A 14,750-nucleotide genomic window follows, 5' to 3' on the forward strand; every position below is an offset into this window, starting at 1 on the left:
GGCTGACTTACAGCGCCGGCAATTTGCAAATGCTAATGCATTTATGACTTTCTGTATTTAAATTATACATATTTTTATTTTTTTATTCGTATAAGTTTAACTCATGCAATGAGCCAGATGATAACTCAGCATACCCTACAATATGATGAAAAGAATTAGCTGCCTTGCTATAAGTTTTATGCTTGTCTTGTTGTATGTCCGGACTCTAACGTATGGACTGGCTTACAGCACTGTACTGCAGAGTAAACGCACGATAAAGGAAGCTGTTTTTATCGCTTATGAGGATTTGCTGCTCATTCTCGGCATATGGGCTTTGTTTGTGGTGATCAGCCTTTTGTTCGGTAAAAAGGCTGCCATTCAAAAGGCAGCGTATGGGGTATATGCCTCTCTGCTGCTGCTAGCACTTGTCTGGTCTCTCATCAATATTGAGGCTGTGAAAATCCTGAACACTCCCGTCAACTACCAACTCCTATACAACAGCAACCTAAACGACAGTCAGTTTATCGTTGATTCCATTGCAGAAGGCATATCATGGGGTATCCTGTTGAAAATCCTGTTGCTGTGTGCCTTGGCTGTAGGGGCAGGGGAGCTGCTATATGCCCTTGCCAGGAAAATCAAGTTAACGGGGTTTGTAACCGCTACTATGGCAACTGCTGTAGCTGCAGGACTTGGCTACTACATGCTCCACGCAAACCTGTACATCGAGGAGCTAAAGCAGGAGCGATTCGATGATTACGGCAAAGTGGCAAATCCGGTAGTTGCTTTTGCCGCGTCGTTTGGGGCTAACATGGAGGAACATTTTATGACCCGGGACTTTCCTGTGGATTCGCTGCGTGCGTATCGGCCTATTCAAAATAAAGGTGCAATAGGAAAGCCTTCAGAAGCCCCGTTTCACCCTAAAGTGAAGAATGTCATCCTGTTTGTGATGGAGTCTGTGCCTGCAGAATATGTGGCTGGCTATCAGGACACCTACAATGTTACGCCTGTGCTTAAAAAGCATTTCGCGGAGTCGTTGGTGATCAGTGATTGTTACGCTCACTCGCCAGCGTCTGTCAATTCTATTTTTTCCATGTTAGGCTCGGCATACCCTGCCATCTCTATTCAGAACGTAGTAAACGAGCACCCGGATCTCCGTTGGCCTACTCTAAGCTCAGAGTTAAAGGAGAAGCAGTACAGAACCGCATTTTACGGGTTTTCAGACTTGTCATACATGAACGTTGACCGGTATTTGGCTCACCGTGGATTTGACGTGGTAGTAGACCATAAGAACACTCCCTGCGCCACAACATTCAAGTCGGATTCAGAAGGCGCTGAAACAGGTAAAGACGAAGCCTGTATGGTAGATGGGTTCTTAAACTGGGTGGACGAGGAGGAAGGACAGGACCCGTTTTTCGCCGTTCTCTGGACAATGCAAACACACTGGCCGTATTTTGTGTCGGGCAATGAAAAAACATATGTGTCCGGGAATGAGGATTTTAACCGGTACCTCAATGCGTTACACTACAGCGATGCTGTTTTAGGAAACCTCCTGGACGGTTTAAAGCAAAAGGGATTGGCAGAGTCTACGGTTGTGGTGGTGTTAGGAGACCACGGGGAAGCTTTCGGCAGGCACGGCCAGTATGGGCACGGATCTAGTATATACGAGGAGAATATACGGATACCACTGATATTCATCAACCCGCTGCTATTTTGCGGGCAACAAAAGCAGGCAGTAGGAGGGCTCGTGGATTTGCCGGTCACGGTTATGGACCTGCTTCACGAGCCGAGCCCTACAGAATGGATCGGGACGAGTCTCTTCGACAGCTCCAGGGATAACACTACCTATTTTTTCTCTACCTGGTCAGGATATTTGTATGGGTATCGGAGTGGCGACTATAAAGTGATTTTTAATGCCGGGAACAACAAAACCTCGGTTTTTGACCTGAAAAAAGACCCGCGAGAGGAAACAGATATAGCCAGCAAAATACCCGCGCTTGTAAACGAAAGCCATGATCGCCTGGGATATTGGGTGGGGTATAACCGGGCATTGTTGGGCAAGGCAATTTCTAATACTGAAAACACCACCGCATTAAGATAGCTTGGATGGCGAAAGCGCGTCGTGTACTGTCTCCCTGCCGCGCCGCATACCTTCGCTTGCATAATGGGAAAGCAAGATTGCTGTCAACAGCCCTGACCCTGCGTAGGCATACCGGAATTATTTAGTAAGTTGAGCCGTGGTTATACCGCACCGGATGCCTTCTTCTGAACAATGAATATGCTTTTATGCGCTTTTACAAGCTTTTACTTGGTAGTGTTTTGCTGGCCAACAGCCTGGCTGCACTAGCTCAGACAAATAATGATGCCTTACTGCTAAAAACAGCTCTAGAAGCTGAGGATGCCGGGAAACTGAAATTCGGACTCTACTCCTTCGGTTTCTTCAGGAACAACGAGTACTTCAACAAAATCGCGGATGGCTATACCCTCTTTGGCTATCAACTCAACCCCAAACTAATTTACTATCCTGCAGCGTCGGTGCGCCTGGAGGCGGGCGTTTTCCTGTGGAAGGACTTCGGCAGCTCCGGGTATCAGGATATAGCGCCCACTTTCACCGTGAAGCTGCAACGCGACACCTGGGCCCTGCTGTTCGGGACGCTGGAGGGAAGCCTGAACCACGGCTACATAGAGCCGCTCTACGATTTTGAGCGCGTGATTACCAACCGCCTGGAGAACGGCCTGCAGTACAAGCTCCATACGCATACCGTGGTGCTCGACACGTGGGTAGACTGGAACAATATGCTCTATAGGGGGGAGGATGATCAGGAGCGAATAAACGGCGGCGCGGCGCTGCGCCTGCAGCTGATGGAGCGCCCTGGCCGGAAAAACGCCGCCGACAGCCTGCGCCTGACGTTGCCCCTGCAGTTTACAGCGCAGCACAAGGGCGGCCAGATAGACGCCTCAGACCTGCCGCTTACCACCCTGGCCAACACAGCTATCGGAATTGAGCTGGAAAAGGTATATGCCCGGAAAGTACTGCACCGGCTATACACCCAAAACTATCTGGTCGGCTTCCGGGATTTCTCAAATGATTATCAGTTGCCTTACCGGAAAGGGCACGGCATCTACCTGAACGCCGGAGCAGACACAAAGCATTTGAACATGATGCTGAGTTACTGGCAGGGCAAGGGCTACCTGGCGGAGCTGGGCGGAAAACTATACCAGTCGGCATCCACCACCTACAAATACCCGGACTATCTGCAGGAAGAGCGGCGCCTGCTGCTCCTGCGCCTGATGAAGGACATCGAGATCATAGACCACCTCAACCTGACCATGCGCCTGGAGCCGGTCATGGACCTGGATAACCCGAAGCTGGAGTTTTCCAGCGGCTTTTACCTCACCCTTGACACAGAGTTCTTCGTGGCAAAGCCCAAAAAGTGAGCAGAAAGGGCAGGCAACTCCTTCCCAATTTAGCAGGTACCCGGGACGCGGGTTACGTTAGCGCCTCGGAGTTTGCCTGTTTTTGCGAACTCAGTTGCTCAAAGTCGTTGCGGGTAATACCGTAGTAGCTCAGGTCGAGGAGCTCTTCCGAATCGGCTCCGCGGTAGTCATTTCGCAGCACGCCCTCTTGCCGGAAACCGCTTTCAAGGGCCAGTTCCCCGTAACTGTGGTTCGAGTTGGTGCAACGCATGTATACCTTGTTCATCCCGAGTGAGCCAAAGGCAAACTGCAGCACTGCCTGCAAAGCCTCCAGTGCCAGGTTTCTGCTGCTGGGCCACTCCGTGAAGTACAGGGCCACCTCCGCCTTCGGGACAGCGCGCTCCAGGTTTTTCAATGCGATGTTGCCGATGTATGAGTTCTCGCCTTTCTGCCACACGCCAAAGTCGAACGTGCGGCGGCTGTCCCATTCTGTGCGCAACTGACGCAACTGCGTCCGGGCATCCTCAAGTACCTGTACGCGGGCCAGCCACCCGGCAAACGCTGGATTCAGGTATGCGGTGTTTTCCTGCAGGAGGCGCATGAAGTCACGCGCATCGCCTTCCTCATACGGCCGAAGAATAAGGTGCTTTGTGTCAAGTTGTTCTTCGCTGGCATCGGGTAAAATGTTGTATAGATAACTCATGTGCTGTGGCTTTAAAAGGTGAAGGGTATATTATAGAGTATCTCTAATATTGCATACGGGAACCACGGGAAAACGGGCGCGCAGGCTTTGCCAGTATGGCCAGTGCACTGCAGCCCGTGGTTAATGACCCGATGCGTTGCCAGCCATCTCGAAGGCTGAAAGGAACACAAGAGGGGGCACGCGTGAAGGAGTTATTTTAATGTGAACCCGGAATTATACCACTATCCATAGATAAGTACTCTCGATGAGATAAGTACTCTCTATGACGCAAGCGTCCGCTTGTGCCTCACAAAGTATAACCAGTCACAAGAACGGCACAAGCGGACGCTTGCGCCAGTGTTTAGCAAAGCTATTGGTGAATTTTGGATAGCAACTGAAGAGGGGGCTAGGTATGGGGTATGGCAGTTTGAGGATAAATGCTGTATAAGAATACTCCAGTACGCATAACGCATTCGATCATGGTATAAATTAAAAGCCAGCGCTACTGGATGGGGCGCTGGCTTTTATACCTCTGAGAGGTAAGGTTATCGTCTTTTTACCGGATAAGCACTGTGCGTGGCCAGTTAAGCGTTCAGGTAAGGATAGCTGAAATGCTTTGGGCTGTGCAGTTGTTGCTGGGCCATCATCACCGCCAGGGTATGGGCAGTCTCCTTGAAAAACTCCAGGCGGCGGTAGAGCATCTCCTTCTGCAGCACCACCCCCGTCGCCGTTTTGATATAGGCTTTCTTGTCTTCGAGAATGCGGTGCATCGTCTCGTTCACTTTCGCCTCGTGCTGCAGGTACCACTGCTGGAAATCCTCCGCGCGCTTCGTCCCGATCACATCCGAACTGAACGCGTGTCCATACAGGTGCAGCAGATCAGCCAGCAGGTTAATCTCCAGTGGCACCGATGTGCTGTAGGGCATCGTGCCAATTTCCAGCTTGCTGTTGAAGGCACCGACAACTGTGGCCAGATTTTCTTTAAAGCGAAAGAATAGGGCAGCCGCTTCCATATATAAAAGGGTAAGGTGAGTAAAGGTTAAGCTGCAAAAATACACCAATTTAGTGTACATGCAATCGCTGGGATAGAATGGTTGATGGCTGATTGGTAATTGTTGAAGGCTTAAAGCACTATGAATAACCCTTTAAGCAATCAGCCATCAATAACCAACAATTAAAGCAGCTCGTTGATTATCTGCTCTACGGTGATGCCCTCTGCCTCGGCTTTGAAGTTGCGCACGATGCGATGGCGCAGAATCGGGAGGGCGACGGCCTGTACGTCCTCAATGTCAGGGCTATACTTGCCGTTGAGGATGGCGTTGCACTTGGCACCCACAATCAGGTGCTGCGAGGCTCTTGGGCCCGCGCCCCACTCCAGGTACTGGTTTGCCTGCGGCGAGGCCATAGGCATGTCCGGGCGGGTGGTGTGCACCAGTTTCACGGCATACTCCACCACATTGTCCACCACAGGCACGCGGCGCACCAGTTGCTGGAAGGCAAGGATGTCGTCGGCATGCAGGATCTTGTTGAGCGTGTTCACCACAGCGCCCGTTGTGTTCTTCACGATCTGGAGCTCGGAGGCATAGCTCGGGTAGCCCAGGGTGATGTTGAACATAAAGCGGTCGAGCTGCGCCTCAGGCAGGGGATAGGTGCCTTCCTGCTCGATTGGGTTCTGGGTGGCCAGCACAAAGAAGGGCTTCGGCAATTCGTAGCGGCGACCGGCCACCGTCACGGCGTGTTCCTGCATGGCCTCGAGCAGGGCCGCCTGCGTTTTGGGCGGCGTCCGGTTAATCTCGTCGGCCAGCACAATGTTGGCAAACACCGGCCCGGTCACGAACTTGAAGTTGCGGTCTTTGTCCAGCGTCTCGGCACCCACAATGTCGGAGGGCATAAGGTCGGGCGTAAACTGCACGCGGTTGAAGCTCATGTCGAGGGAGGAGGCAATGGTCTGGATCAGGAGCGTTTTGGCAAGCCCCGGCACACCCACCAGCAGGCAGTGCCCCTGACAGAAAACAGCCGTAAGCACCAGCCTTACCACTTCCTCCTGGCCCACTATCACTTTAGAGATTTCGGAGGTGAGTTCCTGGTAGACGTGGTAGAGCGCGTCGGCCGCTTCTTTGTCGGAGGTATACTGCTTCATGTTCGCTTATTGCATTAATTGCTGAAGGCCGCCGCAGTCCTGGTACTCCGGGTCGATTTCGATAAACACTGTGCCGATGTTCTTGCGGAACCACTCGTCAACGGCCTTGCCGCGTTTCTCAGACAGTGCCGCTGTGGAAATGCGCTGGTAATCGTCCTTCAGGTTGGCCAGGTGCGGCTTGGATTTCCCCTTGAGGTAAATGATGCGCATGGCCTGCTTGCCATCCTCGGTCGTGAACGGGATTGGCCGGGAGATATCGCCCACAGTCATGGTGTCGATCACGAAGAAGATGGAGGGGTCTACCTGGTCCATGGAGATATAGGTGCCGCCAGAGGAGCCGTTACGCATCATGCCGCCGTTGTCTTTGGTTGTCTTGTCGTCCGAGAAGTCTTTAGCGGCCTTGGCAAACGTGAGGCTGTCGTTCAGGATCAGTGTCCGGATGCTGTCCAACTCCGTGGCTGCCTCCTGCACATCCACGGTGGCAGTGGCGGGCTTGATAAGGATATGACGCGTGTTGAACTCCTGCCCGCGGCGCTCGATCAGCTGAATAAGATGAAACCCGAACTGCGACTCGATCACGTTGGACATCCCGCCTGGCTCCAGGCGCAGTGCGGCTGCCTCATACTCGGGCACCAGCTCTTTCTTCTTGAAGAACCCCAGTTCTCCTCCCGCTTGCGCAGACCCTGGGTCCTGGGAGAACTGCTTGGCTAGCGTTTGAAAATCCTCGCCTGCCACAATGCGCGCCCGCAGGGCCTCCAGCTGTTCGCGGGCTGCCTGCTTTTGCGTCTTGCTCACAGCCGCAAACTTCACGATCTGGCCAAGCTCCACCTCGCTCGAAAAATAGGGGAGGCTGTCTGTCGGGATACTGTTAAAGTACTTTCTGATCTCCTTCGGGGTCACGACTACTTTCCCTGAGATCTCCTGTTGCATCTTCTCCATCACCATCTGCTCGCGCACGGTGCGTCGCAGCTCCTCCTTCAGTTGGTTGATGCTCTTGTTGTAGTACTGCTCCAGGCGCTCCACACCGCCCACCTGGCCAGCCAGGTACTGGATGCGGCGGTTCAGCTGGTCGGCCACCATGGGCTCATCCACCACCACAGAGTCAATCTCGGCGCGGGCCAGCAACAGCTTGTCCTGCAGCAACGACCGGAAGATGTCGCACTTCAACTCTTCGTTAGGCTGCTGCTTCGACTGCTGCAGGTATTGCAGGTAGCCGAACTCTACATCAGAGCGTAAAACGATGTAATTATCCACCTTTGCGATGATGCCGTCCACTTTGCGCTGCACAGGGGCCTGGGCATGCAAGGCAGAGGAGAATACCATCAGACAGATGGCCACAAAGGCTACTTTGGCAAAATATAATGGGTTTTTCAAAACGGTAACAATTGATATGTATACTTACGCTAAAGTCAAACGCACAATTTACTGCTTTATTCTGACTTAAGCCGTATATGGGCGCGCAAAATGGCTATTGCTTCACCAGCTTGTCTATTTCAGCCTGCTGGATGCTTACCGGGTACTTCTCGCGCAGCTGGCTTACCCACTGCTGCTCCAGGTAATTCTGGTAGTCAGAGATAGCGAGGCCGCGCACTTCGTTGAGTTGCTTGAAACCGGGCTCCAGCACGTCTTCTATGATGATCAGGTACTCCCGGCCGTTCTGCTGCACGGTATAGGTTCCCTTCTCCCACGCCACCGTGTCCAGGGCTTTGTTGTCGCCTTTCTGGAATTTCTTCTCCGTGATCTGGACACCTAGCGGGTTGTTGCTTTTTGCGTTCAGCTGGTCAGCGAGGGCACCCAGCTCTGAGGTATAGAGCTCAAACGACACGCGGCGGTTGCGTCTGCGGCCCGTCTCTGTGTTGTCGGGGCCCACCTGGGCTTTTGCGCCTGCGCTGCTGGTGCTCAGGCGCTCGGCTAGTATACCCTGGGCAACCAGGTATGCTGAGGCCTTGCCGGCACGCTGGGCCGCGAGGTTCTTGTTCGCGGAGGCTTCCCGGGAATCGGTGTGGCCGTTTATACCCAGGGTCAGGGCTTCGTTGCCTTTCAGCAGCGCTGCCAGTTCGTCCAGTTTTGCAGTGCCTTCCTGCGTGAGGGTGGCTTTGTTCTGCTCGAAGAGTATATCGGTCAGGCGGGCGAAGCTGATGGGATAGCGGCGCTTGGCCATCTGCTCCTGCGCCTGTTGCAGCAGCTCTTTGCTGGCGGCGCTGATCACGGTTGCCTGCACGCGCGGCCCCCAGGTATACTTGTCTTTGTGCTGCTCGAAGTAGTTCTTCAGGCCAACAGAGTCCTCCACCGCCTTCGACCATACCTTCTCGTCCATCATCTGGAAAAGCAGGATGCCGTCGTGGTACTCCTGCACCAGCATGCGGTAATCGGGGTGCTTGTTCTCCAGGTTCTCTTTCTCATACTCCATCAGGCGCTGGTCCGCGTATGCGTCGTAGAGCAGGCGCATGGCGTGGGCCGGGGTTCCTGTGGCCCGTGGCTGCTGCGTCTCTTTGGCGTACTGCCAGAAGCTGCCGATGGTATAGGCCTTGCCCTGTATGGTGAACAAGGTCTGGTCTTTTGTTTTGTCTGTCTCGTCAAACGTCCATTTGCCTTGCAGCAGCTCGTCCGTGGCTTTGGCAAAGGCGGCCTCCTTGGCTGCAGCGTTTTCCGTGAACTGATTCTCAGCTTTTATGCGCTTGATGAAGGCGGTCTTGTTGAGCTCGGAGCGCGAGTCTTTTGCGATTTTGTTGCGCAGGTTCTGCTCCATCTCCTCAAAACTGGCCATACCCCGCTTCTCGATCAGCTTGATGATGTGCCAGCCATACGGGGTAAGCACGGGCTGGGCCACTTCGCCCGGTTTCTGCAGGCCAAAAGCAGTCACCTCGAAGGACGGGATCATGCGGCCGGTGCCAAACCAAGGCAACTCGCCGCCGTTATTGGCTGTATTCGCGTCTTCTGAGAACTCTGCCGCCAGCTTTTCCCAGCTTTCGTTGCGCTGCACGCGTTTGTAAATCGCGTCTACGCGCTGCTTGGCCGCCAGCGAATCGGCTTTGGGCATGCCCGGTGTGGCCCGCACCATGATGTGCGCCACACGCACCTCGCCCTGCGCCTGTCTTTTGTCGTTTACCTTGATCAGGTGATAGCCAAAGCGGGTGCGCACCGGCTCCGACACCTCGCCGACCGGGGTCCGGAAGGCCGCGTCTTCGAAGGGGTATACCATCTGTAGGGCGGTGAAGTAACCCAGCTGCCCGCTGTTGTCTGCAGCCGACGGGTCCTGGGAGTATTGCTGGGCCAGCTTGCCGAAATCCTCCCCGGCCTGTGCCTGCTTGCGCAGTTCCATGGCCCGGTTATAGGCCGCCAGCGTGTCTTCGGGGGCTGCGTCCTGGGGCAGGCTGATGAGGATGTGGGAGGCGCTTACCTCTTGCCCCATGCGCGCATAGGCCTCTTTCACCAGCTGGTCTGTCACGCTTTTCTCGGTGAGGTAGGGTTGCGCCAGTTGCTCTTTATACCCTTCCAGCTCGCGCTTAAAGGCCATGGTGGTGTCTGCCCCCATGCTCTCCGCCTCCAGCACCTTCAGCTTGAAGCTGGTATACAGGTCCAGGTACTCGGTAAGGCTTTCGCGGGTATAGGCGTCCTCGTTGCCACTGTTGTTCTTCTCGTACACATAGCGAAACTCCGAGGTGGAAACAGGCTGGGTGCCCAGTGTGGCGATGGTGGGTTCTTTTCGGTCGTTCTTCTTGGAGGCGGTACAGCCGGCCATTAGCAGGACTGCTGCCGCAACAAGTAGGTGATTGCTGCGCATAGGTTGGTTTAAGAGAATTTGTCTTTTGCTGATCAGGATCAGATAATGCAATTTTAGTTAATTTTTCTGACAGATAAGTCAAAAAGCATAACCATAATCCAATGGCAAATGGTTTCGTTCCCGATAACGGCGAATGCGCAGCGAAAGTGTGTACGGGGCGTTACTTGATTTTCTTGAAAAGGAGGCAGGTGTTGCTGGAGCCATTGGTTTTAAACTCCACCCGGTCCATGATGCGGTTGACGAGGGCAATGCCCACCCCGCCCTTTTTGCCGTTGCGGATATTCTCCTGTATGTCCGGCTCTTTGTAGTTGGTGCGCTCAAAGGCGAGGCCCTCGTCCGAAATCTCAAACTTAAGCATGCCCGGCCGCTCCTCGGTTATCACCAGCAGGATGTGCTTGCTGGGGTCTTCGTGGTTGGCATGGATGATGAGGTTGGCGCATATCTCATCCACGGCCAGCACAATCTGGTTCATGAGGATGTCTGATAGGGAAAGGGCATGTAGGTACTCCGTGACGAAGTCACGTATCAGCTTCAGGTTCTTCTTAGTACAGTTTACCCGAATGGAGTTATTCATTGGCAACACTCCTCGCTTCCTCGTAATCTGTGACAATGGTCATCAGCAGGTCCAGGCCCAGTATCTCAAACACATTGCGCACCTTGTCCTGCATGTTGTAGAAGATCAGCTTGATTCTGGCATCTTCGAAACGCTGCAAATGGGAGATAAACACCCCAAGGCCTGCAGAGGAGATGTAGTGCAGATTCTTGCAGTCGACCAGAATCTTGCTGTACTCCATTATACCCGGGTCAGACAATTCTTCGTCCAGCAGCACAGAGGAGCTTGCGTCCAGCTCTCCATCAAGGGTCATGATGATGGTGCTGTCTTTTATTTCACGTGTTATTTTCATCGGCATAATTTACGGCGTTATCATTTGTTAGGTTCGACAGGCTTAAACTTTATCACCAGCAGGGTCTGGTCGTCATACAGGTTGTCAGGGCCCGTAAAATCCTGCAGGTCGTTGATGATGGCAAACTTAATGTCCTCCGCCTCCAGGTGGTATGTCTGCTGGAGCATGTACTTGAGCCTGTCTTCGCCATACTCCTCGTTTGCGGCGTTGCGGGCCTCCACTATACCGTCTGTATAGATCACCATCACATCGCTCGGGTTGTAGTCGTAAAACATTTCCCGCACGTGGTTGGCGTAGCTTTTGTCCCGGATGATGCCCAGCCCCATCCCATCGGTCTGGAAGTAGAACACGTCATCCATCATCGCGTTGTAGTATAACGTATGGCAGTGGCCCGCTCGTGCAAACACAAAGCCTTTCATGCTGTAATCGATGATGTAGAGCGCCGACGTGATAAACGAGGTCCGCTCCAGGCAGCGGCTCAGGGCGCTGTTTGCCTGCTGCATAAACTCGCTCGGCGGCATGTCCTGCTGCATCAGGCCGTGGAAGATCCCCTTCATCTGCGCCATATGGAAGGCCGCCGATATCCCCTTGCCCGACACATCACCGATGATAATGGCAATGCGCGACTTGCTGAGCTGCAGGAAATCGTAAAAGTCGCCGCCTACCTCTTTGGCGGCCACGGCATGCGTGCTGATTTCAAACCAACTGTCGACCGGAAAGTTTTTCGGGATCAGGCTTTCCTGCACCTGCGTGGCAATCTTCAGCTCCTCCTTGTAGCGCTCGTTCTGCAGCGACTCCGTCACCAGCCACAGGTTCTCGATGGTGAGGATGGTTTGGCTGGTAAAGGTGCGCAGCACATTTACTGTCTCGCGGTCAAAGCCCTGCTCAATGTCCTTGAGGAGGTATAACACGCCGGCCAGGTGCTTTTTCGACTTGATGGGCAGTATGATCAACGACTTCCAGGGCAGCATCAGGTCCCGGAAGCCGGGGTTGCGGTTCATGTTGTTGTTGATGTAGTCGATGTTGTGGATGTTGTAGGCCAGCAGCAGGTGGCGGATGCGCTCAATCTGGTCGTTGTTGACGTTGAGCATGTGCGAGACCTGCGGCTCGTCTTTGCGGACCAGCTCGAACCAGGCGGCGCTGGCGTCGGCGGCCCGGATGGTGCTGTCGAACAGCATGTCGTATACCTGCGCCTCGCTCTGCCCCTGCTGAATCGACTGGCTGAGGCGCTGGAAGTTGAGCAGGTCCTCGCTCTTCTGCTCAAAAACGCTGGAGGTAGGCAGGCTGAAGAGCGACACCAGAAAGGCCGCCAGGGTATAAAAGCCCACAAACATCATGGCCAGCAGCAGAAAGCCCACCTTGGTGTAGTCGATCACCAGGTCCGGGCTGTCTTTCAGGCCATTGAAAAAGCGCAGGAAGATGTAGCAGCTCAGCAGGATGGCGCCCAGCAATACCAGCGAGCGGCTTTTGTTGTTAAAGGTGAGGTAGGCCACCCACTTCAGGTTGGTGCACAGGAAGAAGATGTAGAAGCCCATGAGGGCCAGCAGCGGCAGGAAGATAAAGCTGGTATAGTTAAAGTCGAAGACGGTGAGCAGCAGCGTGGCCCCCAGCAGGATCTCAAACCAGTCCCAGGCAATCTGCAGGAACTTGTTCTTGTGGTAGAGCAGCAGCTGGCGCCATATATAAAACGCCTTCGCCAGGAAAATAACCAGCAGGCCGAAGTTGATCTGGTATACCAGGTGCAACAGCAGCGGAGACCCCGCCTCTGTGTAGTTAATCATCACCTTGTAGCCCAGGAAAAGGGCCACGCTCAGGTAAGCCGCCACCGCCGCCTTCGAAAACAGGTTCCAGAGGTAGCCGATAAAGTCAATGCCCTTCAGCGTGCTGGTGCTCAGGCGCTGAAAAAGGAAGACGGAGACGATGAAGGCAACGATGAGGAGGTTGGTGACAAAGGGCATGACTATTTTGGCCGTGCCCTGTTGCCGTAGGCTCTCGGCAGACATCAAGACGTTTGCTAGCAGCAGAGCCCAGCTGACGATAGCAGAAGTAACCAGTAAAGATTTCGCATTCGTCTTGTTAAGCATAGAACGGGTGTCCGCTGTTTTGTTTTCCTGTTGTAACAGGGTATGATTCTTTGATGAAATATTAAGGAAAGGTAATAATTTTTTCTTCTCTTTGAACAAGATGTAGGGCTAGAGTTTGGAAAAACCAGTTTGCATAACGTAAAACGAAAGAAGAGGTTGATCTCTGCCACCCGCTTCTTCCGTTTTTCGTTACACCTTATTGCAGCTGCCCGCAGGCCGGGAAACCGGCCACGGGTGCCTGAGTTAGCGCTGTTGCCAGGGCCATGCCTTAGCGGCTGTAGTTCGGCGCCTCGCGCACAATCTGCACATCGTGCGGATGGCTTTCGCGGAGGCCCGCGCCCGTTATCTTCACCATCTTGGCTTCCTGCAGCTTCTCGATGCTAGGCGTGCCACAGTAGCCCATACCCGCACGGATACCGCCGGCCAACTGGTAGATCACCTCCTGCACCAGGCCTTTGTAGGGCACGCGGCCCACGATGCCCTCTGGCACCAGTTTCTTGGCGTCCTTCTCGTCGCTCTGGAAGTAACGGTCTTTCGAGCCGTCTTCCATCGCCTCCACCGAGCCCATACCCCGATAGCTCTTGAACTTGCGGCCTTCGTAGATGATCATCTCGCCCGGGGCCTCTTCGGTGCCTGCCAGCAACGACCCGATCATCACGGTGCTTGCGCCGCCCGCCAGCGCCTTCACGATATCGCCTGAGAACTTGATGCCCCCGTCGGCTACCACCGGAACGCCAGTGCCCTGCAGGCCTCTCACGGCCTCCATCACGGCAGAAAGCTGCGGCATGCCGATACCGGCAATCACGCGGGTGGTGCAGATAGAGCCGGGGCCCACGCCCACTTTCACGGCGTCAGCGCCAGCGTCGGCCAGTGCCCGGGCGCCTTCGGCTGTGGCGATGTTGCCCGCTATCAAGTCCAGGTCAGGGAACGCGGCCTTAATCTTCCGGACAGCCTCCAACACCCCTTTGGAGTGGCCGTGCGCCGTGTCTACGCTTATCACATCCACACCCGCCTCTACCAGCGCCTTCACGCGGTCCAGCACATCGGGCGTCACGCCAACGGCGGCTCCCACGCGCAGGCGACCAAACTCGTCTTTGCAGGCGAAGGGGCGGTCTTTCTTCTTCAGGATGTCTTTATACGTGATCAGGCCAACCAGCTTGCCCTCGTCGTCCACCACAGGCAGTTTCTCAATCTTATACTCCTGCAGGATGTCCTCGGCCTTTGCCATGTCCGTGCCTTTGGCGGCCGTGATCAGGTTCTGGGCGGTCATGACAGACGACACGCCCTGGGTCAGGTCTTTCTCGAAGCGCAGGTCGCGGTTGGTGATGATGCCCGTCAGCTTGCCCGCGTCGTTCACGATCGGGATGCCGCCGATCTTGTTGTCGGTCATGATCTGCACGGCGTCGCCCAGAGTAGCCTTCTCGTTCAGGGTGATCGGGTCCAGGATCATGCCGCTCTCCGAGCGCTTCACCTTCCGCACCTGCTGCGCCTGCTTCTTGATCGACATGTTTTTATGGATGATGCCAAGCCCGCCTTCCTGCGCCATCGAAATGGCCAGATCAGCTTCGGTCACGGTGTCCATGGCAGCCGAAACAAGCGGCACGTTGATGCGGATGTTGCGCGTGAGCTGCGAAGAAGTATCTGTCTGGTGGGGGAGTACCTCGGAGTAAGCCGGGAGGAGAAGCACGTCATCGTAGGTGAGCGCCTCAAATAAAATCTTAGACTGATCGGAGATCATGGCAAATAATTTAGGGGTTGTTAT

Annotated in this window: 11 protein-coding genes; 2 read left to right on the forward strand and 9 right to left on the reverse strand. The window is 54.4% G+C overall.

The window, feature by feature from the left end:
• The first annotated feature begins 142 nt into the window (after positions 1-142).
• Both MKJ04_RS03790 and MKJ04_RS03795 read left to right on the forward strand, forming a co-directional pair.
• Positions 143-2,077, forward strand: a complete 1,935-nt coding sequence (locus MKJ04_RS03790; protein WP_241639537.1) for a sulfatase — start codon at positions 143-145, stop codon at positions 2,075-2,077.
• Between the two features lie 185 nt (positions 2,078-2,262).
• On the forward strand, positions 2,263-3,414 hold the full coding sequence (locus MKJ04_RS03795; RefSeq protein ID WP_241639539.1) for a hypothetical protein: 1,152 nt from the start codon (positions 2,263-2,265) through the stop codon (positions 3,412-3,414).
• Between the two features lie 52 nt (positions 3,415-3,466).
• On the opposite strand, the gene MKJ04_RS03800 is transcribed toward MKJ04_RS03795, so the two are convergent.
• The 9 genes from MKJ04_RS03800 to guaB all read right to left on the reverse strand — a co-directional run bounded on the left by MKJ04_RS03800 (position 3,467) and on the right by guaB (position 14,726).
• Positions 3,467-4,096 (reverse strand): GNAT family N-acetyltransferase, encoded by a 630-nt coding sequence (locus MKJ04_RS03800; RefSeq protein ID WP_241639540.1) that lies wholly within the window; start codon positions 4,094-4,096, stop codon positions 3,467-3,469.
• Positions 4,097-4,659: 563 nt separating this feature from the next.
• Positions 4,660-5,088 (reverse strand): hypothetical protein, encoded by a 429-nt coding sequence (locus MKJ04_RS03805; RefSeq protein ID WP_241639541.1) that lies wholly within the window; start codon positions 5,086-5,088, stop codon positions 4,660-4,662.
• A 161-nt stretch (positions 5,089-5,249) separates the two neighbouring features.
• A complete protein-coding gene (locus tag MKJ04_RS03810) occupies positions 5,250-6,215 on the reverse strand; it encodes an AAA family ATPase (RefSeq protein WP_241639542.1) in 966 nt (321 codons plus the stop codon).
• Positions 6,216-6,221: 6 nt separating this feature from the next.
• Complete coding sequence (locus tag MKJ04_RS03815; RefSeq protein WP_241639543.1) at positions 6,222-7,589, reverse strand: peptidylprolyl isomerase; 1,368 nt, start codon at positions 7,587-7,589, stop codon at positions 6,222-6,224.
• A gap of 94 nt (positions 7,590-7,683) precedes the next feature.
• Entirely contained in the window at positions 7,684-9,999 is a 2,316-nt protein-coding gene (locus tag MKJ04_RS03820; protein ID WP_241639544.1) for a peptidylprolyl isomerase, read from the reverse strand.
• Between the two features lie 160 nt (positions 10,000-10,159).
• Positions 10,160-10,573 (reverse strand): ATP-binding protein, encoded by a 414-nt coding sequence (locus MKJ04_RS03825; RefSeq protein WP_241639545.1) that lies wholly within the window; start codon positions 10,571-10,573, stop codon positions 10,160-10,162.
• On the reverse strand, positions 10,566-10,904 hold the full coding sequence (locus tag MKJ04_RS03830; RefSeq protein ID WP_241639546.1) for an STAS domain-containing protein: 339 nt from the start codon (positions 10,902-10,904) through the stop codon (positions 10,566-10,568). Before MKJ04_RS03830 ends, MKJ04_RS03825 begins: the two co-directional genes overlap by 8 nt.
• Before the next feature lie 20 nt (positions 10,905-10,924).
• The gene (locus MKJ04_RS03835; protein ID WP_241639548.1) at positions 10,925-12,907 is read right to left on the reverse strand and encodes a GAF domain-containing SpoIIE family protein phosphatase; all 1,983 of its coding nucleotides are present in this window, start codon (positions 12,905-12,907) and stop codon (positions 10,925-10,927) included.
• A 349-nt stretch (positions 12,908-13,256) separates the two neighbouring features.
• Positions 13,257-14,726: an IMP dehydrogenase gene (gene guaB / locus MKJ04_RS03840; RefSeq protein ID WP_241639549.1), complete on the reverse strand. Its 1,470-nt coding sequence runs from the start codon at positions 14,724-14,726 to the stop codon at positions 13,257-13,259.
• Positions 14,727-14,750 lie beyond the last annotated feature (24 nt).

Source organism: Pontibacter sp. E15-1 (assembly GCF_022601975.1).
Lineage (GTDB): Bacteria > Bacteroidota > Bacteroidia > Cytophagales > Hymenobacteraceae > Pontibacter.